Below are 21,157 nucleotides of genomic sequence, written 5' to 3' on the forward strand. Positions count from 1 at the left end.
TTCAGCGTCTGGACTCGTCCGACGTCTTCCGCGGCGCTACGAGCTGGCTCATCCGCTGCGGGGTGATCTGGAGCACTCGTGCCGCCTCCGCTTGCGTCAGCCGGTGATCGGCGAGCAGGGACCGGGCGGCCTCCCGGCGGAGGCGTGCGCTGCGGGCCATCGACGCCCGCCCTTCGCGCTCCGCCGACTCGGCCTCGGAGAGCAGCACGGACACCTCGGCCGGCAGTTCGATCACGACGTCGACCCCGCCGTCCCAGCTCTCGAGATCCAGCCAGAGCGCGGCGACGTCGCGCACGTCCTCGTCGAGATCCTTGAGTGAGCGCGACTGTCCCATCGCGACGATCTCCGCTCCAGTCGGACCGGCGCTCGTCAGCGCGGGGATCGTGAACACCCACCAGCGGCCCTCCCGGTGTGCGTGGGCAGCGATCGTCTCCTCGGTCATGCCGACCGACCTCCTCGTTCTCGTGTCATCGCCAGCTCGGCGGCGTCGCGGGGAAGACGGCGACGATCTGCCGGACCACTCCCGCCGACACCTCGCCGTGCGCTGGAATGCTGATCCGGCCCTTCCCGTCCGGGTCTCCCCACCATTCGTGGGACCCCTTCGCATCGCGGAGCCGTTCCCAGCCCTGCGAGCGGAGGAACTTCGCCACGTCGCGATACTTCTGCGGCTTGGTCATGGAATCTACCCCCGCTTGTCAACGGCATCAAGTGGCGCTGAATTCGATGGCACGACTTCGCACCTCGGATCGGCGCTCTCGGGAGAGAATCCTGACGACGGGAGAGAGGCACCGGCTCATCTGGCGCAGAACGTCGCGCTGCTGGATGAACGGGGAGGCAGAGGGATGACGTTCGCGCTGCTCGTGTGCTGAACCGTTCCGCTGCCGGCGGACACGGCTACGGAGCGGAGCGGTGATCCGGTTCAGTAGGGGCATGCGCAGAGTCCTGATCCTGGGTGGCAGCGGATGGCTGGGGCGCCGGCTCGCGGAGCGGGCGGTCGCGGCGGGGGACGAGGTCACCTGCGTGGCCCGCGGCGAGGCCGGAGCGGTTCCGGGCAGCGCGCGGCATCTGCGCGTCGACCGGCGCGACCGCGACGCGTACGACGGACTGCGCGGCGAGTGGGACGAGGTCGTCGAGCTCGCCCACGCTCCCGAGCTCGTCGGGCCGGCCCTCGACCGCCTCGCTCCGGCCGCCGCGCACTGGACGCTCGTCTCCTCCGTGTCGGTCTACGCCGACGTGGAGCGGATCGACGCCGACGAGTCCGCCGCCCTGGTCGAGCCGGTGGACCCGGAGCAGTACGCGGACGCGAAGGTCCTGGCCGAGCGCGCCGCCGCCGACGCCCTCGGCGGCCGGCTGCTGATCGCGCGCCCCGGCCTGATCGCCGGGCCCGGCGACCCGAGCGACCGGCTGGGCTACTGGCCGGCCCGCTTCGCCCGCGGCGGCACGGTCCTGGCGCCCGAGACCGACGGCCGTTTCGCGCAGGCGATCCACGTCGACGACCTCGCCGACTGGCTGCACGCGGCGGGCTCGGCGGGAGTGACCGGAGCCGTCGACGCCGTCGGCCCGGCCGCGCCCCTGGGCGACCTCCTCGCGACCGCCGCCGAGCTCGCCACCTTCCGCGGCGACGTCGTGCCCGCCGACGACGAGACCCTGCTCGCGCACGGCGTCGGCTACTGGGCCGGCCCGCGGTCGCTCCCGCTGTGGCTGCCCGCCGAGGCGGTCGGCTTCAGCCGGCGCAGCACCGCCTCGTACCTCCGCGCCGGCGGCCGCCACCGTCCGCCCGTGGAGACGCTGCGCCGCGTCCTCGACGACGAGCGCGCCCGCGGACTGGACCGGCCCCGCCGGTCCGGCCTGGAGCCTCGGGACGAGCGGGCCGTCCTCGACGCACTGCGCTGACGGCGCCCTCGGCGAGCCCGTCCACTCGCCGCCGCCGCACAACATCAGCTGAGACGGGTGGGCCTCGCCCCACAGAGGAGGCCTCCCCTTCTCGGCTGATGTTCTGCGCGAGTCCGCCCCGCTCCGCCCCCTCGTTCGCCGACACCCGTCGGCGAAGAGCCGCGGATCGGCGCCGATCGGGCGCCGCGAGCGCCTTCTGTTACGGCGAGCGTCGGCCGCCGTCGCGCCCGCTCGCCGCACCGCGCCATCATCATCAGCACACCGACGCGGACGCCGTCTCCGAGCACCCCGCGCCCCCTCTCCCACCCCCACCGGGCGCTCTCCGGCGCGCCCGCACACCCTCCCGGAAGGACCGACGCCATGATCCGCCTCGAGCAGCTCACCAAGGTCTACGGGCAGGGCGCCGACGCCGTGACCGTGCTCGACCGCCTCGACTTCTCGGTCGGCACCGGCGAGATCTTCGCCGTCGTCGGGCCGAGCGGCGCCGGCAAGAGCACGCTCGCCGCCTGCGTCAATCTGCTCGAGCGGCCCACCTCCGGCTCCGTCGTCGTCAACGGCGACGCCCTCTCGCAGCTGTCCGAGCGGGAGCTGCGGGTCGCCCGCCGCCGCATCGGCACCGTCTTCCAGTCGGACGGCCTCTTCAGCCGCCGGACCGCGGAGCAGAACGTCGCCCTCCCGCTCGAATACCTCGGCGTGACCGCGGCCGAGACGAAGCGCCGCGTCGCCGAGCTGCTCGAGCGCGTGGGCCTCGGCGACCGCGCCCGCTACTACCCGCACCAGCTCTCCGGCGGTCAGCGCCAGCGCGTCGGGATCGCCCGCGCGCTCGCGCTGCGCCCCTCCGTCCTGCTCTCGGACGAGGCGACCTCGGGCCTCGACCCCGCCTCGACCACCGCGATCACCACGCTCCTCAAGGAGCTGCGCGACGACCTCGGCCTGTCGATCCTCTTCATCACGCACGAGATGGAGACGGTCCGCCAGGTCGCCGACTCCGTCGCGCGCCTCGATCAGGGCCGCATCGTGGAGTCGGGGCGCCTCGTCGACCTGCTGCGCGACGCGTCCTCTCCTCTCGGCCTCGCGCTCAACCCGGTGCGCCCCTCAGTGCTGCCGGGCGCGGGGCTCGACGAGTGGGTCGTCGGCTACGCCCGCGACGGAGTGCCGGCCGACTGGGTGACGCGGCTGTCCGACGCGGTCGGGCCGGTCGCGCTGCTCGGCGCGGCGATCGAGACGGTCGACGGACGCGCCGTCGGCCACGCGACGATCGGCCTCGGTCCGGTCGAGGAGCGCCGGCTCGCGCACGCCGCCGACGCTCTCGGGCTGTCGGTGCGGCGGGGCGCGGTCCGGTCGGACGCGCTCGTCGAGGAGGCGGCGGCATGAGCGCGCTCATCTCCTCGGCGGCCCTCGGTGCGCTGCACCTCGACACTGTGCACGCCCTCGGCGCCCTGCACCTCGACAACAAGGTCCCCCTCACCGACATCCCCGCGCTCGTGCTGCCCGCGCTCGGCGAGACGCTGATCATGGTCGGCATCGTGATGCTGATCGTCGTGCTCGTCGGCGTCCCTCTCGGCGCCGCCGTGCACAACCTCGCTCCGGGCGGTTTGTTCGAGAACCGCGCCGCGCACCAGAGCCTCAGCTGGATCATCAGCATCGGCCGGTCGCTGCCGTTCCTCATCCTGATGGCCTCGATCATGCCGTTCACCCGGCTGATCACCGGCACCAACATCGGCATCGCGGCGGCCGTCGTGCCGATGTCGATCGCCGGCATCGCCTTCTTCACCCGCATCGTCGAGAACGCGCTGCGCAGCGTGCCGCTCGCGCTGACCCGGGTGGCCCGCGCCTCCGGAGCGTCGCGGCTGCAGGTGATCCGCTCGGCGCAGCTCAGCGAGGCGGTGCCGCAGATCCTCGGCGGCCTCACCATCAACACCATCGCGATGATCGAGTACTCCGCCATCGCCGGCACGATCGGCGCAGGCGGCATCGGCTATGTCGCCGTCACCTACGGCTACCAGCGCTTCGACACCACCGTGATGCTCGCGACGATCGTCATCCTCGTCGCGACCGTCGCCGTCGTGCAGCTCACCGGCGACGCACTGGTCCGCGCGACCACGCCGAGCGCCTCCCGGTCCCGGCGCACTCCGCGCGTCGCCGTCACGGTCTAGCCGCTCCTCCCCCTGATCCCGCCCCGGGCCCTCCGCCCGGGCGTCCCTCCCGCGCGCCGCCGCCCGGCCGCGACCGCTCGAAAGGCACTGCCATGTCCACTGAGAACCACGGCCCTGAGAACCCCCGCTCCGAGAAGTCCGGCCCTGCGAAGTCCGGCGTCGAGGACCTCGGCTTCGAGCTGAAGAAGAAGCGCCGCTGGCCCTGGATCGCCGGAGCCGCCGTCGTCGTGGTCGGCGTCGGCGCGCTCGTCGCCGTGCCGCTGCTGTCGCCCGCCGTCTCGGCGAACGAGCAGGAGGGCGCGACCCTCTACGTCGCGACCGCCGAGGGCAACGCGTCGGAGCAGGCGCTCGTGAACTTCGTGGCGGAGGAGGTGGCGCCGCGCTACGGCATCACGGTCGCCTTCAAGGGCCTCTCGGACAGCAACACGATCAACCGCGCCGTCAGCGAGGGCGAGGTCGCCGCGACGGTCTACCAGCACAAGCTCTGGCTCGGCCAGGTGCTCGAGGCCAACCCCGACTTCGAGGAGGAGGCGGCCACGCCCGTCTTCCGCTGGGGCTTCGGCCTCTGGAGCGATAAGTACGGCGACGTCTCCGAGATCCCCGACGGCGGCACGATCTCGCTCTACTCCGACCCGGCGAACGAGGCCCAGGGCCTCTGGCTGCTGCAGTCGGCCGGCCTGATCACGCTGAAGGAGGGCACGGAGCCCGGCACCGCGACCCAGGACGACATCGCCTCGAACCCGAAGAACCTGCAGTTCACGCTGCTCGACTTCGCCGCCCAGTCCCGCGCCCTGCCCGACCTCGACGCGGCCGTCGGCTACACCGAGTACTACCTCGCCGCCGATATCCCGATCGAGAAGCAGATCTTCGCGCCCCAGGCCCCCGACGACTTCGCCGGCCAGCTCACCATCGGCTCGAAGTACAAGGACACCGCCAACATTGAGAAGCTCGTCGCCGCCTTCCAGGACCCGGCCGTGCAGGAGTTCCTGGCCACCGACGAGACGGTGAAGGGCATCCTGCTGCCGATCGAGGGCTGACCGCGCGGGCGGCGGGGGTGCGGCCGCGTCCTCCGCACGACATCAGCTGAGAGCCGGTCTCATCGCTGAGGGGAGATGAGACCGTCGCCCAGCTGATGTTCTGCGCGAGCCCCGCGCCGCCGCCCCTGCCGCCTCCGCACCTCCGGCACGCGGAACCACCCCCGGCACGCCGAAGCCTGCAGATCCCGCGAGCCGGAGCAGGAATCGCGAGCCGGGGGCGGCTCCGGCCCACACGCACACGCCCGATACCGCCGCCGCGGGAACACGGAGGCCGCCGCCCGCGTTGGCTCTCTCATGACCGTTCCCCTCTCGATCCTCGACCTCGCCCCCATCGCGCCCGGAGAGACCGCGCGCGACAGCTTCGCCGCCTCCGTCGCTCTGGCGCAGCAGGCCGAGCGGAGCGGGTACCGGCGGGTCTGGTACGCCGAGCACCACAACATGGCCTCGATCGCGTCGAGCGCCACCTCGGTGCTGATCGCCCACGTCGCCTCGCAGACCTCGACCATCCGCCTCGGCTCCGGCGGCGTCATGCTGCCGAACCACTCCCCGCTGACCATCGCGGAGCAGTTCGGCACCCTCGAGACCCTGCACCCGGGCCGCATCGACCTCGGCCTCGGCCGCGCCCCCGGCAGCGACCAGGCCACCTTCCGAGCCCTGCGCCGCGAGCACGACTCCTCGGAGCGCTTCCCGCAGGACGTCCTCGAGCTGCAGGGCTTCCTCGCCGGCGAGTCCCGCATCCCCGGCGTCAGTGCGACGCCCGGCGCCGGCACCCGCGTCCCCCTCTACATCCTCGGCTCGTCGCTCTTCGGCGCCCAGCTGGCCGCCGCCCTCGGCCTGCCGTACGCCTTCGCCTCGCACTTCGCGCCGGATGCGCTGCACCAGGCCGTCGCCGAGTACCGCCGCGGCTTCCGCCCCTCGGAGCAGCTCGACGCCCCCTACGTGATCGCCGGAGTGAACGCCATCGCCGCCGACAGCGAGGAGGACGCCCAGGAGCAGTTCGCGCAGATGAAGCGCGCGCGCCTGATGATGCTCCTGCGCCAGAGCGGCCAGATCCCCGTCGACCAGCAGTTCTCCGAGGAGGAGCTCGACCACCTGCTGACCGCCCCCGTCGGCGCGCACGTCGCGAGCATGACCCACTACACCGGCGTCGGCACCGGCGAGCAGGTCGCCGACTACGTGGCCGAGTTCGCGCGCTCGGCGGAGGCCGACGAGGTCATCGTCGCCCACGCCTCGCTCGCGACGCCCGCCCGCCTGCGCTCGGTCGCGCTGCTCGCGGAGCACTCGCTCGTCGCCGCGTAGCCCGCCGACCTGCCGACCCCCGTCCGATCTGCAGGCGATCCTGCCGACTACGCGCTGACGCCCACCCGGCAGCCGCGTCCGCTCCCGGATCGCCTGCACAACGGACCGCCACCCACCCGACGAGCAGCCCCTAGGTCCGATCTGCAGGTGATCCCGCCCACAACGCGCTGACGCCCACCCGGCAGCCGCTCCCGGTACAAGATCACCTGCACAACGGACCACAGCGCGCACGGCGGGCGGGACCCGGTCCGATCTGCAGGTGATCGCGCGTGGAACGTGCTGAGGCCCACTCGGCACGCGCGCCCCGTGCCGGATCGCCTGCACAGCGGACGTCACCCTGCACAGCGGACCGGTGACCGTCGAATCGGCGCCACGCGGAATGACCGTGCCCCGCCGGAGGTTGCACGGGTGGGCTCCGACACGCCCGATGGAGGCTCCCCGTGCAGATCGTGGACTGGCTGTTCGACGCGCAGATCGTCATCGGCGACCAGACGGTGCTCTGGCGCGAGGTCATCGGCAACGTCTTCGGCCTGCTCAGCGCCCTCGGCGGCATGCGGCGCAAGGTCTGGGCGTGGCCCGTCGGCCTCGTCGGCAACGCGCTGCTCTTCACCGTCTTCATGGGCGCGCTGTTCGACACCCCGAACCCCGTGAACCTGCTCGGCCAGGCCGGCCGCCAGATCATGTTCATCATCGTCAGCATCTACGGCTGGTACCGCTGGACGCACCGCCCCAGCGACGCGACGACGCTGATCTCGCCGCGCTGGGCCTCCTGGCGCACGCGCGGGCTGCTGGTGCTCGGCATGATCGGCGGCACCGCGATCCTCACCCCGGTCTTCCGCGCGCTCGGCTCCTACGAGCCGGTCTGGAGCGACGCCTGGATCTTCGTCGGCTCGCTGCTGGCCACCTACGGCATGGCCAAGGGCTGGGTCGAGTTCTGGCTGATCTGGGTCGCCGTCGACATCGTCGGCGTCCCGCTGCTCTTCTCGGCCGGCTACTACGCCTCCGGCCTGATGTACGTCTTCTACGGCGCCTTCACCCTGCTCGGCTTCTTCGTCTGGATGAAGGAGGGGCGCCGCCCGTCGGCCGCCCCGGTCACCGTCGGCTGACCCGCCGCCGCTCCGCGCCGACCCGTCACGAACGGTCGCCCGACTCGCGCGGACACCGCCGTTCCTGACGGATCGATGGCGCCCGGCGTCGCGAATCCAAGACGGAGGGAGTTGGATCGACGGATGAGGACGACGATGACTCCCCCGACCGCCTTCGTCCTCGCCGCGCTGTGGGCGGCCCTCGCCGCCTGGGGCGCCGCGATCGGCAGCATCCCCTTCCTGATCGGCGGCCTCGTCATGGCCGTCGCCTTCGCCGCGCTCGGCGTCGTCCTGCGCCGCCGGGCCCGCCGCTGACCGCGGAAGCACATGCTGGTCGAGTAGCCGCGGAACGCGGCGTATCGTGACCCGCCGTTCTCAACAGGGCGGGTCTGCAGACTCACCTGCTGACGGCGTCGGATCTCGATACGCCCGCTCCGCGGGCTACTCGATCAACATGGGAGGGCCGCTCGGTCAGCAGGCGAGCGACCGCGCTCAGCCATGCTGGTCGAGTAGCCGCGGAACGCGGCGTATCGAGACCCACGCCGTTCGGAGGGTGGATCTCGATACGCCCGCTCCGCGGGCTGCTCGATCAACATGCGGGGGCCCGCGACGCCGGCTGCTCGATCAGCATGCGGGCTCGAGCGCCGCGTCAGTGACCGCGCGCGATCCACGCCTCGCGGTCCGGCTTCTCCGTGCCGATGGTGGTCGTGGGGCCGTGCCCGGTGCGGACGACCGTGTCGTCCGGCAGGGTCAGCAGCCGGTCGGTGATCGAGTCGATGATCGTCGGGAAGGAGCTGTAGGAGCGGCCGGTCGCGCCGGGTCCGCCCTGGAACAGCGTGTCGCCGGTGAAGACGGTGCCCAGCTCGGCGGCGACGAAGCAGACGGCGCCCGGCGTGTGGCCGGGCGTGTGCCGTACCTCGAGCTCGGTGCCGCCGACGCTGATCACCTGGCCGTCCTCGAGCGCACCGCTCGGCGCGGAGTCGGGGTAGTACGCGTCCCAGAGCACGCGGTCGCCCTCGTGCAGCAGCACCGGCACGTCGACGGACTCCAGCAGCGCGGCGACCGCGTCGATGTGGTCGGTGTGCGCGTGCGTGAGCAGCACCGCGCGCAGCGTGCGGTCGCCGACGGCCGCGAGGATGGCCTCGGCGTCGTGGGCCGCGTCGATGACGACGCACTCGGAGTCGTCGCCGACGATCCAGACGTTGTTGTCCACGTCCCAGGTGCCGCCGTCGAGGGCGAAGGTGCCGCTGGTGACGAGGTGGTCGATGCGGGCGGCCATCAGAGCACCACCACCGAGCGGAGCACGTCGCCGCCGGCCATCGTGGTGAAGGCCTGCTCGATGTCGCGGATGCCGATCCGCTCGGTCACGAACTCGTCGAGCGGCAGCCGGCCCTGCAGGTACAGGTCGGTGAGCATCGGGAAGTCGCGCTCGGGCAGGCAGTCGCCGTACCAGCTCGACTTCAGCGAGCCGCCGCGGCCGAAGACGTCGAGCAGCGGGATCTCGAGGGTCATCTCCGGCGTCGGCACGCCGACCAGCACGACGGTGCCGGCGAGGTCGCGGGCGTAGAACGCCTGGCGCCAGGTCTCGGGGCGGCCGACCGCGTCGATCACGACGTCGGCGCCGAAGCCGTCGGTCAGCGCCTGCACGGCGGCGACGACGCCGTCCTCGTCGAGTCCGCTGGAGTCGATCGCGTGGGTGGCGCCGAGCTCCTCGGCCTTGACGAGCTTCTTCGGGTCGCGGTCGATCGCGATGATCGTGCTCGCGCCCGCCAGCTTCGCGCCGACGACGGCCGCGGTCCCGACTCCGCCGCAGCCGATGACGGCCACCGAGTCACCGCGGGTCACGTTGCCGGTGTTCATCGCGGCGCCGAGGCCCGCCATGATGCCGCAGCCGAGAAGGCCGACGGCGGCGGGGTCGGCGGCCGGGTCGACCTTCGTGCACTGCTTGGCGTGCACGAGCGTCTTCTCGGCGAAGGCGCCGATGCCCAGCGCGGGGCTGAGCTCGGTGCCGTCAGTGAGGGTCATCTTCTGCGTCGCGTTGAAGGTGTTGAAGCAGTACCAGGGCTCCGCGCGGACGCAGGCGCGGCACTCGCCGCAGACGGCCCGCCAGTTGAGCACGACGAAGTCGCCGACCGCGACGTGGGTGACGCCCTCGCCGATCGCGCTGACCCGCCCCGCGGCCTCGTGGCCGAGCAGGAACGGGAAGTCGTCGCTGATCCCGCCCTCGCGGTAGTGGTAGTCGGTGTGGCAGACACCGCAGGTCTCGATGTCGACGACGGCCTCGCCGGGTCCGGGATCGGGGACGACGATGTCGACGAGCTCGACGGGAGCCCCCTTCGACCGGGCGATGACGCCGCTCACAGTGGTGGGCATGGGGGCTCCTTCGGGCGGGGGCGGGTGGTGCGGGGAACCGTTCCACAGTACCGAGCGGCGCCTGCGCGGGGGCCGTCGGCGGGGCGCGGGCGGACGCGCGGATCCGGCGCCGACGTCCCACCTCCAAAAGTTGTCGTACTCGACCGCCCGGTACGACAACTCCTGCGCAGTAGATCGCGCGGATATCATTAGTAATCGATGTAAGGGTTGACGAAGCCGCACGGAGGGCTCAGGGTGACCGTGCGGGCGCTCACCGACGAGGGTCCGCGGAGAGGACCACCATGACTCGACGAGGAGTCACCACCCGCGCATCCCGCGCCCGCCGCAGCCCGCTGCGCCGCACGCTCCTGGCAGCCGCCCTCGGGGCCGCGCTGCTCGCACCGCTGGTCACGCCGTCGCCCGACGCGGCGCAGGCGTTCCCGGCGACGTCGAAGGCCGCCGTCCTGCAGTACCTGCAGTCGATCACCGGGACGAGCATCGTCTCGGGCCAGCACAACAAGGAGCCGGCGAGCTCCCCCGCGCAGTACACGCAGCAGGTGAAGGACATCACCGGGCAGTACCCGGGCCTGTGGGGCGGCGACCTGTTCTTCACCGCCGCCGACGCCGCGAACCGCCAGCGCGTCGTCGACCAGGCGAAGACGGAGTGGGCCAACGGCTCGCTGGTCACCCTCGCCTGGCACGCGTGCCCGCCGACCGGGCCGAGCACCTGCGCGTTCGACGGCGGCGTGAAGAGCCGCATCAGCGACGCGCAGTTCCAGCAGATCGTCACCGGCGGCACGGCGCTCAACACGACCTGGAAGCAGCGGATGAGCGAGGTCGTCCCGTACCTGCGGCAGCTGAAGGACGCCGGCGTTCCCGTGCTCTTCCGGCCGTTCCACGAGATGAACGAGACCTGGAACTGGTGGGGCGGCCGCTCCGGTGCGAACGGCGGCGCGAAGATCTACCAGCAGATGCGCGACTACTTCGACTCGCAGGGCCTGACCAACCTGATCTGGGTCTGGAACGTGCAGGACAACCCCGCGGGCGGCTGGGCGGGCTACTACCCGGGCGCGAACTACGTCGACGTCGTGTCGCTGGACGTCTGGTACAAGGGCTTCCCGAGCTCCGGCGACTACCAGCAGCTGCAGTCGATCGCCGGCTCCAAGCCGATCGCGATCGCCGAGATGGGGAAGGTGCCGGACGCGTCGCTGCTGCAGAGCCAGACGCGCTGGTCGTACTTCATGATCTGGTCGGAGCAGCTGCGCGGCAGCAACACGAACGCCGCCATCCAGAGCGCCTACTTCCACCCCCGCGTCCTCAACCAGGGCGAGCTGACGCTCCCCTGACCCTGCGGCTTCGGCGATCCGTCAGGAACGGCTGCCTCCCGCGCGAAGCGGGAGCCGTCCGTGACGGATCGCCGGGGCCGGGGCCGGGAGTAGGGTCCTGCGCATGAGTGCTGCGGACGAGAGCGGGCCGTTCTTCCACGGGACGAAGGCGGATCTGCGGGTCGGCGATCGGCTGGTGGCGGGGCGGCGCTCGAACTACCGGCCCGAGATCGTGATGAACCACGTGTACTTCACGGCGTTGCCGAACGGAGCGGGGCTCGCGGCCGAGCTCGCGCCCGGCGACGCGGAGCCGCGCGTCTATGAGGTGGAGCCGACCGGGCCGTTCGAGGACGACCCGAACGTCACGGACAAGAAGTTCCCGGGGAATCCGACGCGCTCGTACCGCAGCGTCGAGCCGCTCCGCGTCGTCCGCGAGGTGCACGACTGGACGCGGCTGACTCCGGAGGCGCTGCAGGCCTGGCGCACGCGCCTCGCCGAGCTCCGCGACGACCCGCGCGGCGAGATCCTGAACTGAGCGGCCGGTGCTCCACGGTCGCCAGGGACCGCGGCGCGGGCCGACCGGTCGGTGCATTCATGCTGGTCGAGTAGCCGGCCGAAGGCCGGCGTATCGAGACCCACCCCCGTCAGCAGATGGGTCTGCAGACCATGGTCCTGACAACGGTGGATCTCGATACGCCCGCTCCGCGTGCTACTCGATCAGCATGAGTGGCCCGCTCCACGGGCTACTCGATCAGCATGAGGGGCCCGCGGCGCGGGATCGGCAGTCAGCAAGCACCCCGGCGCGGGCCGACCGGTCGGGCGGGCGTTCATGCTGGTCGAGTAGCCGGCCGAAGGCCGGCGTATCGAGACCCACCCCGTCAGCAGGTGGGTCTGCAGGCGCTGGTCCTGACGCCCGTGGATCTCGATACGCCCGCTCCGCGGGCTACTCGATCAGCATGAGGGGCCCGCGGTGCGGGCTGCTCGATCAGCATGGAAGGCCCCGCTGCGCGGGCTGCTCGGTCAGCAGGTCGGCGGCAGCTCCGCGGCTGCTCGATCAGCGGGGGCGCGGGCCGTCAGGACGCCGCCGTCATGCGGGCGTAGCGGCCGCCGGCGGCCAGCAGCTCCTCGTGGGTGCCCTGCTCGAGGATGCGGCCGGCGTCGAGGACGACGATGCGGTCGGCCGAGCGGACGGTGCTCAGGCGGTGCGCGACGATCAGGGTCGTCCGGCCGGCGAGCAGCCGCTCGAGGGCGCCGCGCACCTCGGCCTCGGCGCGCGGGTCGAGGGCGGCGGTCGCCTCGTCGAGGATCAGCAGCCGCGGGTCGCGGATCAGCGCGCGGGCGATGGCGAGCCGCTGGCGCTGGCCGCCGGAGAGCTGCGCGCCGCGCTCGCCGACGGTCGTGTCCCAGCCGTCCGGGAGCTCCAGGACGAAGCCGGCGTTCGCCGCCCGCAGCGCCGCCTCGAGCCGGTCGTCACCCGACTCCCCGGGGACGGGCTCCGCGGCGCCGTAGAGGATGTTGTCGCGGATGCTCCCGCGGAACAGCACCGACTCCTGCGGCACCACCGAGACGAAGCGCCGCACCGTGCGCATGTCGAGGGTCGCGACGTCGCGGTCGTCGAGCAGGACCCGGCCCGCCGAGGGGCGCAGGAAGCCGAGCGCGAGCCGGGTCAGCGTCGACTTCCCCGAGCCGGAGGCGCCGACGAGCGCCACCGTCTCGCCGGCGGCGACGTGCAGGCTCACGTCCAAGAGCACCGGCCGCTCGCCGTAGGAGAAGGAGACGTCCTCGAAGGCGAGGCTCCCCTCCAGCGCGTCGACGACGGCGCGGCCCTCGTTCCACTCCACGTCGGGGTCGGTGAGGACGCCGGTGATCGAGCGCTGCGAGGCGAGGCCGCGGGTGATCAGGGGCGCGGTCTGGAAGGCGCCGGTGATCGCCCCGGTCAGCAGGGCGAAGTACGAGCTGAGCAGCACCACCTCGCCGACGGTGATCGGGAGGGCGCCGGTCGCGCTCGCCCACGCCGCAGCGAAGAGCGAGCCCAGGGTGATCACCTGGTAGCTGCTCCAGGACAGCGCGCCGAAGCGCCCGTTCAGCCGGTCGAGCCGGGTGCCCGCCCGCTCGACCCGGTGCGCGGCCTCGACGACCCGCCGCACGGAGACCTGCTCCAGTCCGTGCGCGCGGGTGACCTCCTGGAGCGAGGACATCTCGCCGACGGCCGAGGACATGGTCTCGACGTCGAGGCGGAAGGTCTCGTTGCTCGCGGCGGTGCGCGAGCGCAGCCAGAGGATCAGCCCGGCGGCGAGCGGCAGGGTCAGCGCCAGCACGGGCAGGAACTGGGGCACCCGCACCGCCGTCGCGACGCCGGCGCCGACGAGGATCACCAGCGCGTTGAGCAGCGGGCCGAACGCCTGCTGCAGCATCAGCTCCAGGTTCTCCACGTCGCGCACGATCTTGGTCTGGACCACCGACGCGCTGCCGCGGGAGTGGTAGCCGAACGACAGCAGCTGCAGCCGCACCGCCAGCGCCTCGCGCAGCCGAGCGCCCATCGAGCGCACGGAGGAGGAGAACAGCCGCACGAAGACGCCGTTCGCGGCGATGTTGACGGCGATCGTCGCTGCGCCCGCGGCGGCGGGAGCGAGGAGCGCCTCGGGCGGGTCGCCGGCGACGAGGGCGTCGACGACGGCCGCGGTCACGAGCGGGAGGATCCACAGCGGGCTGTCCTTGACCGCGAACGCGAGCGCGGCGACGACCAGGCGGCCGCGCGAGGAGCGGAGGGCCGAGCGGAGCGGGTGCTCGGCGTCGATCGCCGGTGCGGCGGTCACCGGGAGCCGGGCCGGGAGTGCGTGCGCGGGGATCTCGAGACGCCGGCTGCGCCGGCTACTCGATCAGCATGGGGTGGGCGCTCGTCATCGGCATGGGGCGGGTGCTCGGCGGCAGCCGTCTCTGCGGGGGTGGATCTCGATACGCCGGCTGCGCCGGCTACTCGATCAGCATGGAGCTCGCTGGCGTGCGCTGCATGCTGGTCGAGTAGGCCGCCGGAGGCGGGCGTATCGAGACCCTCACCCCCGCCCGGCGCCGACCCGTCGAGACCCGCCCGCTCAGCGGAGCCGCCGAGCAGGCTCGGCAGGTGCACCAGGGCCGCCGCGCCGATCAGCGGGCCGGCGCCGCCGAGGCCGGAGGCGCGGATCGACAGGCCGCGGGCGTAGTCGAAGACCGCGCGCTCGCAGGCCGCCTGGCGCACCAGGTCGAGGTACGACGCCGTGACCGCGGAGAAGCCGCCGCCGACGGCGAAGTCGCGGACGTCGAGCAGCGTCGCCACGTCGGCGATCGCCGTGCCGACGGCCCCCGCCGAGCGCGCCACCGCGGCCAGCGCCACCGGGTCGCCGGCCGCGGCCGCCCGCGCCAGGTCCTCGCCGGTCGCACCGGCGAAGCCGCGGCGCCGCGCCCACGCGACGCTGCTCGGTCCGGAGGCGATGCTCTCCAGCGTGCCGTCGCTCCCCTCCTCCGGGTCCGCGTCGCCGACGTGGATCTGCCCGATGTGCCCGGCGTTCCCGGAGCGGCCCGCGACCGCGCGGCCGTCGAGCACGACGCCGCCGCCGACTCCCGTCGACACCACCAGGCTCACCGAGGACGCGGCGCCGCGGTTGGCGCCCACCCAGTGCTCGGCGAGCGCGATGCAGGTGCCGTCGAGCCGCAGGGCGACCGGCCGGCCGGGCAGCAGCCGCTCGACGACCGCGCGCAGGGCGAACCCGTGCAGCAGCGGCAGGTTCTTCGGCCGGATGCGCCCCTCGGCGAGGTCGAGCGGGCCGGCGGAGCCGATGCCCGCGCCGACGACCGAGCCCGCACCCGCAGCGGCGAGCGCCTCCACGACGCACCCCTCCACGGCCGCGCCGAACTCCGCCGGGGTCAGCGCAGGCCCGGTCGGCCGCCGGCTGCGCGAGCCCGGCACGAGCACTCCGTCGGCGCACACGAGCGCCGCCTCGATCTTGGTGCCGCCGACGTCGACGGCGAGCGCGAGCTGCGGGGTCATCTCTTCCTCCGGAAGGGTGTGGGCGATGCGGGTCGTGGCCGGCGCGGGTCGCGAACGGCGCGGAGGAGCCGACCGGGAGGCCTGCGCCGGTCCCGGTCGGCTCCGTCGATCGCCGCGGAGAGCGCCGCGGAGAGCGGCGCGTCAGCCCCAGTCGGCGACGAGCTGGTTGGCGGTGCGCAGCACGCTCGGCGAGACGAGCGCGGCAGGATCGAGCCCGGCCCCGCTCACCCGGAACGTCACCGACTCCCTCGGCAGCAGCGTGATCAGCTGGTCGTCGACGACCGCGGCCGGGTCGACCTTGTCGACGAGCAGCGTCAGGTCGCGCACGAGGTTCTCCGCGGTGACCGTCACCTCCGCCCCGCCGTCGACGGCGCGTACGGAGGTCGTCAGCCGCGCCGCCTCGAGCGCCGACTCCCGGTACTCCGCGAAGAACCAGAACGCGCGCTCGCCCGCGAGCTCGGCGACGAGCAGCTCGGCAGCGACGTCGTCCGCGGCACCCACTCCGACCGGCACGGTGACAACCGACCGCGCGTCCAGCGACACCGCCTGCCGCTCCTCCGCGAGCACCGTGCCGTCGAAGCGCACCCGGCGCACGACCACCTCGCCCGCCCACTCCTGAGCACTGTCGTTCACCGCGACGACCGCGAGCCCCTCGGCGCGCGGCTGCACGGTCAGCAGCCGGTCCGCGTAGACGTGCTTGAGCGCGTAGAGCAGCGGCTTCGCCGTCCCGTCGCCGTCGACCGCCGCCCACGAGGTGACGGGCCAGCAGTCGTTCAGCTGCCAGACCACCGAGCCCATGCAGCGCGGGCTCTCGGAGCGCTGGTGCTCGATCGCCAGCGTGACGGCGAGCGCCTGGTTGAGCGACATCGCCCAGTGCCAGTCCTCGGTGTCGTCGGGCAGCGGGAGGTGCGCGACCAGTCCGTCGGTCAGCTTGTCGTTGCCGTCGGTCGCCTTCTGGTGGTGGATCATCCCGGGCGACTCGGGGGTCAGCGGCGAGTCCGAGATCGAGCGCTGGATCGTCGACCAGGAGGCCGGGCCCTGCCAGCCGAACTCGGCGACGAAGCGGGCGTGCACGTCGCGGTAGGCGGGGTAGTCGACCCGGTTCCACAGCTCCCACAGGTGCACGGAGCCGTGGTCGACGTCGTTCGCGAAGATCGCGGTGTCGCCGGACCAGGGACTGCCCGGCGTGTAGGAGCGCTCGGGGTCGAGCTCGGCGACCAGGCGCGGCAGCAGGTCGAGGTAGTAGCCCAGGCCCCAGGTGCGGCCCTGCAGGCGCTTCTCCCAGCCCCACTCCTCGTAGCCCCAGATGTTCTCGTTGTTGCCGTTCCAGAGCGCGAGGCTCGGGTGCGGCATGATCCGCGTCACGTTGTCGCGGACCTCCGCCTCGACCTCGCTCCAGAGCGGCTCCTCCTCGGCGTAGGAGGCGCAGGCGAAGAGGAAGTCCTGCCAGACGAGGATGCCGCGCTCGTCGCAGAGCTCGTAGAAGTCGTCCGACTCGAAGTAGCCGCCGCCCCAGATCCGCAGCAGGTTCATGTTCGCGAACTCGGCCTGGTCCATCCGGTGGGCGAGGCGGGCGCGGTCGACGCGGGTGATGAAGGCGTCGTCGGGGATCCAGTTGGCGCCGCGGATCCAGACCGGCTCGCCGTTGACGACGAAGCGGAACGAGGTGCCCTCCTCGTCGCGGTCCAGCTGCACCTCGATCGTGCGGAAGCCGATCCGCAGCGTCCGGCCGTCGACGACGGCGCCGCCGACGCTCGCCTCGACGTCGAGCAGCGACAGCGGCTGCTCACCGAAGCCGCGCGGCCACCACAGGGCCGCATCCTCCACGGAGAGCTCGAGCACCGCCGAGCGCTCGCCGGCCGGCACGGTGACGGAGGCGGTCACGCCGTCGACGCTCGCCGTCAGCTCCACCTCGTCCTCCGTCGTCCGCTCCAGGTCGACGTGCACGGCGACGCGGCCGGTCGTCCCGTCCACCGTCACGACCGGGCGGACCGCGGCGAGCCGCACCTCGCTCCAGGCGTGCAGCGAGACCGGCTTCCACAGCCCGACCGAGGCCGCGTCGAGGCCCCAGTCCCAGCCGAAGTTGCAGGCCGCCTTCCGCAGCGCGTTGAAGGGGTGCGAGTAGGTGTGCGGGCGGTAGCCGATCTCGAGGCTGGCCCGGTCGGCCTCCGCGACCGGCGAGGCGAAGCGGACGACGAGCGCGTTGTCGCCCTCCACCAGCAGCCCGTCGACAGCGAAGCGGTATGTGCGGTGCTGGTTGCGGGTGCTCGCGACGACGGTCCCGTTCAATGTGATCGTCGCGACCGTGTCCAGGCCCTCGAAGACCAGCTCGTGCCGGTCGTGCCCGTCGGGCGACCAGGCGAAGACCGACGCGTACTCCCAGTCGGTCTCGCCGATCCAGGTGACCTTCTTCTCGTTCTGGTCGAGATACGGGTCGGGGATGAGGCCGGCGGCGAGGAGGTCGGTGTGCACGAGTCCGGGGACGGTCGCCGGGACCGTCGCGCCCGCGATCTCCGCGGGGATCGGGCCGCGGAGCGCGCGCACGCTCCAGCCGTCGTGCAGGGGGCGGAGGGTGGCCGAGAGTCGCTCGGTGCTGAGGTGGGTCACTTGGTGGCTCCTGAGGTCAGTCCGTTGTAGATGAAGCGCTGGAGGAAGAGGAAGGCGATGAGCGTCGGGACGATGACGAGGATCGTGCCGGCGGCGATGACCTCCCACTGTGCTCCGAAGGGGCCCATGAAGCGGAAGAGCGAGGTCGAGATGACCCCGAGATCCTGCGAGGGCATGTAGAGGAAGGGGATGTAGAACTCGTTGTAGACCGCGATCCCCTTGATGATCACGACCGTGGCGATCGCCGGCTTCAGCAGCGGCAGCACGATCCGCCAGTAGACGGTGAAGCGGCTGGCGCCGTCGAGCATCGCCGCCTCGTCGAGCGAGACCGGGATCGACTGCATGAACTGCAGGAAGATGTAGATCGCGACGATGTCGGTGCCGGTGAAGAGCAGGATCGCCGACCAGCGGGTGTTGAAGAGGTCGAGGGCGTTGATCACCTGGAAGGTCGCCACCTGGGTCGTCACCGACGGCACGAGGGTCGCCAGGAGGAACAGCCCCGTCACGAGCCGGCGCCCGCGGAAGCGGAAGCGGTCGATCGCGTAGGCGGCCATGGTGCCGATCAGGATCGTGCCCGCCACCGACACCAGCAGGATGATGCCGGTGTTGAGGAACCCGGTCACCATCCCGCCCTGGCTGAAGGCGATCGCGAAGTTCTCGAAGTTGAACCAGTTGCTCGGCGGGACGAGCGGACCGGTGCTGCGGTACTCCGTCGACGTCTTGAAGGCGAGCATGAAGATCGTCACGATCGGCACCAGCGCGAACAGGCAGGCGACGATCAGCGAGGTGTACTTGCCTATCGCGCCGAGCGTCGAGCCGCGGCGGGGCCGGCGGGAGCCTCGCGGGGCGGGAGTCACGGGCAGGCCGGTGACGGCCTCCGTGCGGGGCTGCGTGGTGGTCATTCCTGGCCCGCCTTCTCGTCGGGGAACACGCGGCGCTGCACCGCGGTGATGATCAGCACGATCGCGAGCAGGACGACGGCCATCGCCGAGGCGAGGCCGACCTTCGAGTAGCGGAACGCGGTGTCGACGGTCTGGATCACGAAGGTCTCCGACCCGTTGGCGCCGCCGGTCATGATGTACGGCATCTCGAACGCCGACAGGGCGCCCGCGATCGCGAGGATGAAGGACAGCCCGAGGATCCGGCGGATGCTGGGCACGATGATGTAGCGGAACTTGTCGAACGACGTGGCGCCGTCGATGTCCGCGGCCTCGTACTGCTCCTCCGGCACCGACTGGATCGCGCCGAGGAACAGCACGAAGTTCAGCCCCATGTAGCGCCAGACCGAGGTCGCCGCGAGCGAGACGTTGACGACCGACGGGTCGCCGAGCCACTGCGGGGTGTCCTGCACGCCGAAGGCGCCGAGCACCGCGTCGAGGGTGCCGTCGGGGCGGAAGAAGTAGAGGAACATCAGCCCGATCGCGACCCCGTTGATCAGGTACGGGAAGAAGATGACGCCCTTGAAGAAGTTGCGGAACCGGGTCTGGAAGCTCAGCAGCGTCGCGAAGAACAGCGCGAGCCCGAGCTGCGCGACCGCGCCGGCCAGGTAGAAGAGGCTGACGAAGAAGACCTGGAAGATCTCGGGCCGGGTGAAGATCTCGACGTAGTTCTCGAGGCCGACGAACGTCTTGTCCGGGTCGAGGCCGTCCCAGTCGGTGACGCTGTACCAGAACATGTTCGCGACCGGGATGTAGGTCAGGACGACGAGGAACGCCAGCGGCACGGCGAGGAACAGCCAGGGCGTGCTGCGGCGCCCGGTCAGCCGCTGGCGGCGGCCGGAGGGCCTGTCGCCGCGACGGCCGCCGCCGGCCCGCTTGCTCGCTCCGACCTCGAGGGGCGGAGCGTCGGTGATCGCCATGTCGATCCTTTCGGCATCCCGGGGAATGCGGTCGTGAGGGGGTGGGGAGGGGGGCGACCCGCGAGTGGCGGGTCGCCCCCGAGGGGCGGCTGCTACTCCGCGACGTCCGCGCGGGCCGCGGCCCAGCGCGAGTTGAGGTCGTCGAAGAGCGACTGCTTGTCGCCGTCGCCGGCGCCGCGGGCCGCGTCGATCAGCTTCTGGCGGTAGGAGTTGCCGAAGAGGTCGATCTCGGCCTCGTTGGCGATGTCGTTGATGACGGCCTCCTTGCCGACCGGGTCCGGAGCGAGCTCGAGGTAGGTCACGCCGAGCGCGTCGAAGTCGGCGAGGGTGTCGGGCGCCGGGTCCGAGATCACCGGGCTGATCGCGCCCTGGCTGGCGGCGAAGCCGGAGTCCTCGGTGAACCAGTCGATCCAGGCCCGGGCGGTCGCCTTGTTGTCGGAGTTCTTGTTGATCGCGAGGAACTTGTCCGAGGCGGTCACCGAGGTGAACGCGCCGTCCTGCGCCCACGGCATCGGCCAGAAGCCGATGGTGTCGCGCGGCTTGCCGGCCTTCTCGGCGGCGTCCTGCATCTGCGAGACGGCCCAGGAGCCGAGGACCATCGAGCCGATCTCGCCCTGGGCGAGGAGGTCCTTCGACTCCTCCCAGTTCGTGGTGGTCGGGTCGTCCTCGCTGAGGCCGGCGGCGACCGTGTCGTAGAGCAGACCGTCGATGTTGTACTGGTCGTTGCCCTCGGTCCAGGGCGCGTCGTCGGCGATCATCTCGGTGCGGACGTCCTCGCCCTGCACCGTGCCGAGGTTGCCCTCGATGGTCGCGAGCGGCCAGCCGTCCTTGTAGTTCGTGTAATAGGGAGTGACGCCGGTCGCCTTGATCGCCTCGAGGTCGGCCAGGTACTCCTCCTCCGTCTGCGGCGGGTCGGTGACACCGGCCGCGGTCCAGACGTCGCGGTTGAAGACGTAGCCCATCGCGGAGCCGAAGGTCGAGATGCCGTAGGCGGTGCCGTCGAACGAGCCCTCGTTCGTGAAGCGGTACTTCTCGGAGAGCTCGTCGGTCGAGCCGAGCGGCTCGAAGTAGTTCGCGTAGTCGTCCTTCGTGACGTTCGAGCTCGGGATGAGCAGCACGTCGCCGTAGTCCTTCGAGTTCAGGCGGATCTTGGTGTCGCCCTCGTAGTCGGTGAGCGCCTCGAACTTCACAGTGGTGCCGGGGTACTGCTTCTCGAAGGTGGAGGCGTAGTCGGCGAACGTGGTGTCCACCAGGTCGGTGCGGTTGGTCAGCACGGTGATCTCGCCGGCGGGCTCGCCGGAGTCGTTGCTCGCGCCGGCGGAGCAGCCGGACAGCACGAGCGAGGCCGAGGCGGCGACGGCGGCGAGGCCGATCAGCGTGCTGCGGCGGGCGGGCGTCGGGCGGCGGGTGGTGGGTCGGTGCACTGGGTCTCTCCTCGGTGGGCCGTCGCCGCCTTCGGCGACGGGAGGTGGTGAGTGGTGAAGGGAACGGATGGAGGGTGCGGGGGGTGCTGCGGCTCGC

Annotated in this window: 19 protein-coding genes; 9 read left to right on the plus strand and 10 right to left on the minus strand. The window is 72.1% G+C overall.

Annotated features, from left to right (window positions below; genetic code table 11):
* Position 1: 1 nt before the first annotated feature.
* Together MT350_RS09180 and MT350_RS09185 are read right to left on the minus strand one after the other, a co-directional pair.
* Complete coding sequence (locus tag MT350_RS09180; RefSeq protein ID WP_132437269.1) at positions 2-442, minus strand: hypothetical protein; 441 nt, start codon at positions 440-442, stop codon at positions 2-4.
* A gap of 25 nt (positions 443-467) precedes the next feature.
* Complete coding sequence (locus MT350_RS09185) at positions 468-677, minus strand: type II toxin-antitoxin system HicA family toxin (protein WP_123736102.1); 210 nt, start codon at positions 675-677, stop codon at positions 468-470.
* A 253-nt stretch (positions 678-930) separates the two neighbouring features.
* Between MT350_RS09185 and MT350_RS09190 the strand changes: the two genes are divergently transcribed.
* From MT350_RS09190 to MT350_RS09220, 7 genes are all read left to right on the plus strand, one after another.
* A complete protein-coding gene (locus tag MT350_RS09190) occupies positions 931-1,893 on the plus strand; it encodes an NAD-dependent epimerase/dehydratase family protein (RefSeq protein WP_243599463.1) in 963 nt (320 codons plus the stop codon).
* Positions 1,894-2,253: 360 nt separating this feature from the next.
* The gene (locus tag MT350_RS09195; protein ID WP_243599462.1) at positions 2,254-3,267 is read left to right on the plus strand and encodes a methionine ABC transporter ATP-binding protein; all 1,014 of its coding nucleotides are present in this window, start codon (positions 2,254-2,256) and stop codon (positions 3,265-3,267) included.
* Positions 3,264-4,049 (plus strand): methionine ABC transporter permease, encoded by a 786-nt coding sequence (locus MT350_RS09200; protein WP_243615803.1) that lies wholly within the window; start codon positions 3,264-3,266, stop codon positions 4,047-4,049. Before MT350_RS09195 ends, MT350_RS09200 begins: the two co-directional genes overlap by 4 nt.
* 92 nt (positions 4,050-4,141) lie before the next feature.
* Entirely contained in the window at positions 4,142-5,086 is a 945-nt protein-coding gene (locus MT350_RS09205) for a MetQ/NlpA family ABC transporter substrate-binding protein (protein ID WP_243615804.1), read from the plus strand.
* A 294-nt stretch (positions 5,087-5,380) separates the two neighbouring features.
* Complete coding sequence (locus MT350_RS09210) at positions 5,381-6,385, plus strand: LLM class flavin-dependent oxidoreductase (RefSeq protein WP_123736107.1); 1,005 nt, start codon at positions 5,381-5,383, stop codon at positions 6,383-6,385.
* Positions 6,386-6,825: 440 nt separating this feature from the next.
* Complete coding sequence (gene pnuC, locus MT350_RS09215) at positions 6,826-7,491, plus strand: nicotinamide riboside transporter PnuC (RefSeq protein ID WP_243599458.1); 666 nt, start codon at positions 6,826-6,828, stop codon at positions 7,489-7,491.
* Between the two features lie 135 nt (positions 7,492-7,626).
* The gene (locus tag MT350_RS09220) at positions 7,627-7,785 is read left to right on the plus strand and encodes a hypothetical protein (protein WP_243615805.1); all 159 of its coding nucleotides are present in this window, start codon (positions 7,627-7,629) and stop codon (positions 7,783-7,785) included.
* A gap of 334 nt (positions 7,786-8,119) precedes the next feature.
* Here the strand turns inward: MT350_RS09220 and MT350_RS09225 are convergent, their stop codons facing one another.
* The gene (locus MT350_RS09225; protein ID WP_243615806.1) at positions 8,120-8,749 is read right to left on the minus strand and encodes an MBL fold metallo-hydrolase; all 630 of its coding nucleotides are present in this window, start codon (positions 8,747-8,749) and stop codon (positions 8,120-8,122) included.
* The gene (locus tag MT350_RS09230; protein WP_123731488.1) at positions 8,749-9,843 is read right to left on the minus strand and encodes an S-(hydroxymethyl)mycothiol dehydrogenase; all 1,095 of its coding nucleotides are present in this window, start codon (positions 9,841-9,843) and stop codon (positions 8,749-8,751) included. The genes MT350_RS09225 and MT350_RS09230 overlap by 1 nt, the downstream gene beginning before the upstream one ends.
* Before the next feature lie 281 nt (positions 9,844-10,124).
* On the opposite strand from MT350_RS09230, the gene MT350_RS09235 reads away from it, so the two are divergent.
* Both MT350_RS09235 and arr read left to right on the plus strand, forming a co-directional pair.
* Entirely contained in the window at positions 10,125-11,168 is a 1,044-nt protein-coding gene (locus MT350_RS09235; RefSeq protein WP_132437275.1) for a glycoside hydrolase family 26 protein, read from the plus strand.
* A 103-nt stretch (positions 11,169-11,271) separates the two neighbouring features.
* Complete coding sequence (gene arr / locus MT350_RS09240; protein WP_243615807.1) at positions 11,272-11,682, plus strand: NAD(+)--rifampin ADP-ribosyltransferase; 411 nt, start codon at positions 11,272-11,274, stop codon at positions 11,680-11,682.
* A gap of 538 nt (positions 11,683-12,220) precedes the next feature.
* Here arr and MT350_RS09245 read toward each other — a convergent pair.
* The 6 genes from MT350_RS09245 to MT350_RS09270 all read right to left on the minus strand — a co-directional run bounded on the left by MT350_RS09245 (position 12,221) and on the right by MT350_RS09270 (position 21,060).
* On the minus strand, positions 12,221-13,963 hold the full coding sequence (locus MT350_RS09245) for an ABC transporter ATP-binding protein (protein ID WP_243615808.1): 1,743 nt from the start codon (positions 13,961-13,963) through the stop codon (positions 12,221-12,223).
* Entirely contained in the window at positions 13,960-15,171 is a 1,212-nt protein-coding gene (locus MT350_RS09250) for an ROK family protein (RefSeq protein WP_243599452.1), read from the minus strand. Before MT350_RS09250 ends, MT350_RS09245 begins: the two co-directional genes overlap by 4 nt.
* A 141-nt stretch (positions 15,172-15,312) precedes the next feature.
* Complete coding sequence (locus MT350_RS09255) at positions 15,313-17,778, minus strand: glycoside hydrolase family 2 protein (RefSeq protein WP_243615809.1); 2,466 nt, start codon at positions 17,776-17,778, stop codon at positions 15,313-15,315.
* Positions 17,775-18,680 carry a carbohydrate ABC transporter permease gene (locus tag MT350_RS09260; RefSeq protein WP_243599450.1) on the minus strand — a complete coding sequence of 302 codons (906 nt, stop codon included), beginning with the start codon at positions 18,678-18,680 and terminating at the stop codon, positions 17,775-17,777. The genes MT350_RS09255 and MT350_RS09260 overlap by 4 nt, the downstream gene beginning before the upstream one ends.
* Positions 18,677-19,636: a carbohydrate ABC transporter permease gene (locus MT350_RS09265; protein ID WP_123731482.1), complete on the minus strand. Its 960-nt coding sequence runs from the start codon at positions 19,634-19,636 to the stop codon at positions 18,677-18,679. The genes MT350_RS09260 and MT350_RS09265 overlap by 4 nt, the downstream gene beginning before the upstream one ends.
* A gap of 92 nt (positions 19,637-19,728) precedes the next feature.
* Complete coding sequence (locus MT350_RS09270) at positions 19,729-21,060, minus strand: ABC transporter substrate-binding protein (RefSeq protein ID WP_243599449.1); 1,332 nt, start codon at positions 21,058-21,060, stop codon at positions 19,729-19,731.
* Between the last annotated feature and the right edge of the window lie 97 nt (positions 21,061-21,157).

This window comes from Rathayibacter sp. VKM Ac-2928 (genome assembly GCF_022815545.1).
GTDB lineage: Bacteria > Actinomycetota > Actinomycetes > Actinomycetales > Microbacteriaceae > Rathayibacter > Rathayibacter festucae.

What these genes read in the sequence shown, in the direction of transcription:
- MT350_RS09180 (WP_132437269.1), bottom strand. Translation starts at nt 442, where the DNA reads ATGACCGAGGAGACGATCGCTGCCCACGCACACCGGGAGGGCCGCTGG.
- MT350_RS09185 (WP_123736102.1), bottom strand. Translation starts at nt 677, where the DNA reads ATGACCAAGCCGCAGAAGTATCGCGACGTGGCGAAGTTCCTCCGCTCG.
- MT350_RS09190 (WP_243599463.1), top strand. Translation starts at nt 931, where the DNA reads ATGCGCAGAGTCCTGATCCTGGGTGGCAGCGGATGGCTGGGGCGCCGG.
- MT350_RS09195 (WP_243599462.1), top strand. Translation starts at nt 2,254, where the DNA reads ATGATCCGCCTCGAGCAGCTCACCAAGGTCTACGGGCAGGGCGCCGAC.
- MT350_RS09200 (WP_243615803.1), top strand. Translation starts at nt 3,264, where the DNA reads ATGAGCGCGCTCATCTCCTCGGCGGCCCTCGGTGCGCTGCACCTCGAC.
- MT350_RS09205 (WP_243615804.1), top strand. Translation starts at nt 4,142, where the DNA reads ATGTCCACTGAGAACCACGGCCCTGAGAACCCCCGCTCCGAGAAGTCC.
- MT350_RS09210 (WP_123736107.1), top strand. Translation starts at nt 5,381, where the DNA reads ATGACCGTTCCCCTCTCGATCCTCGACCTCGCCCCCATCGCGCCCGGA.
- MT350_RS09220 (WP_243615805.1), top strand. Translation starts at nt 7,627, where the DNA reads ATGACTCCCCCGACCGCCTTCGTCCTCGCCGCGCTGTGGGCGGCCCTC.
- MT350_RS09225 (WP_243615806.1), bottom strand. Translation starts at nt 8,749, where the DNA reads ATGGCCGCCCGCATCGACCACCTCGTCACCAGCGGCACCTTCGCCCTC.
- MT350_RS09230 (WP_123731488.1), bottom strand. Translation starts at nt 9,843, where the DNA reads ATGCCCACCACTGTGAGCGGCGTCATCGCCCGGTCGAAGGGGGCTCCC.
- MT350_RS09235 (WP_132437275.1), top strand. Translation starts at nt 10,125, where the DNA reads ATGACTCGACGAGGAGTCACCACCCGCGCATCCCGCGCCCGCCGCAGC.
- arr (WP_243615807.1), top strand. Translation starts at nt 11,272, where the DNA reads ATGAGTGCTGCGGACGAGAGCGGGCCGTTCTTCCACGGGACGAAGGCG.
- MT350_RS09250 (WP_243599452.1), bottom strand. Translation starts at nt 15,171, where the DNA reads ATGACCCCGCAGCTCGCGCTCGCCGTCGACGTCGGCGGCACCAAGATC.
- MT350_RS09260 (WP_243599450.1), bottom strand. Translation starts at nt 18,680, where the DNA reads ATGACCACCACGCAGCCCCGCACGGAGGCCGTCACCGGCCTGCCCGTG.
- MT350_RS09265 (WP_123731482.1), bottom strand. Translation starts at nt 19,636, where the DNA reads ATGGCGATCACCGACGCTCCGCCCCTCGAGGTCGGAGCGAGCAAGCGG.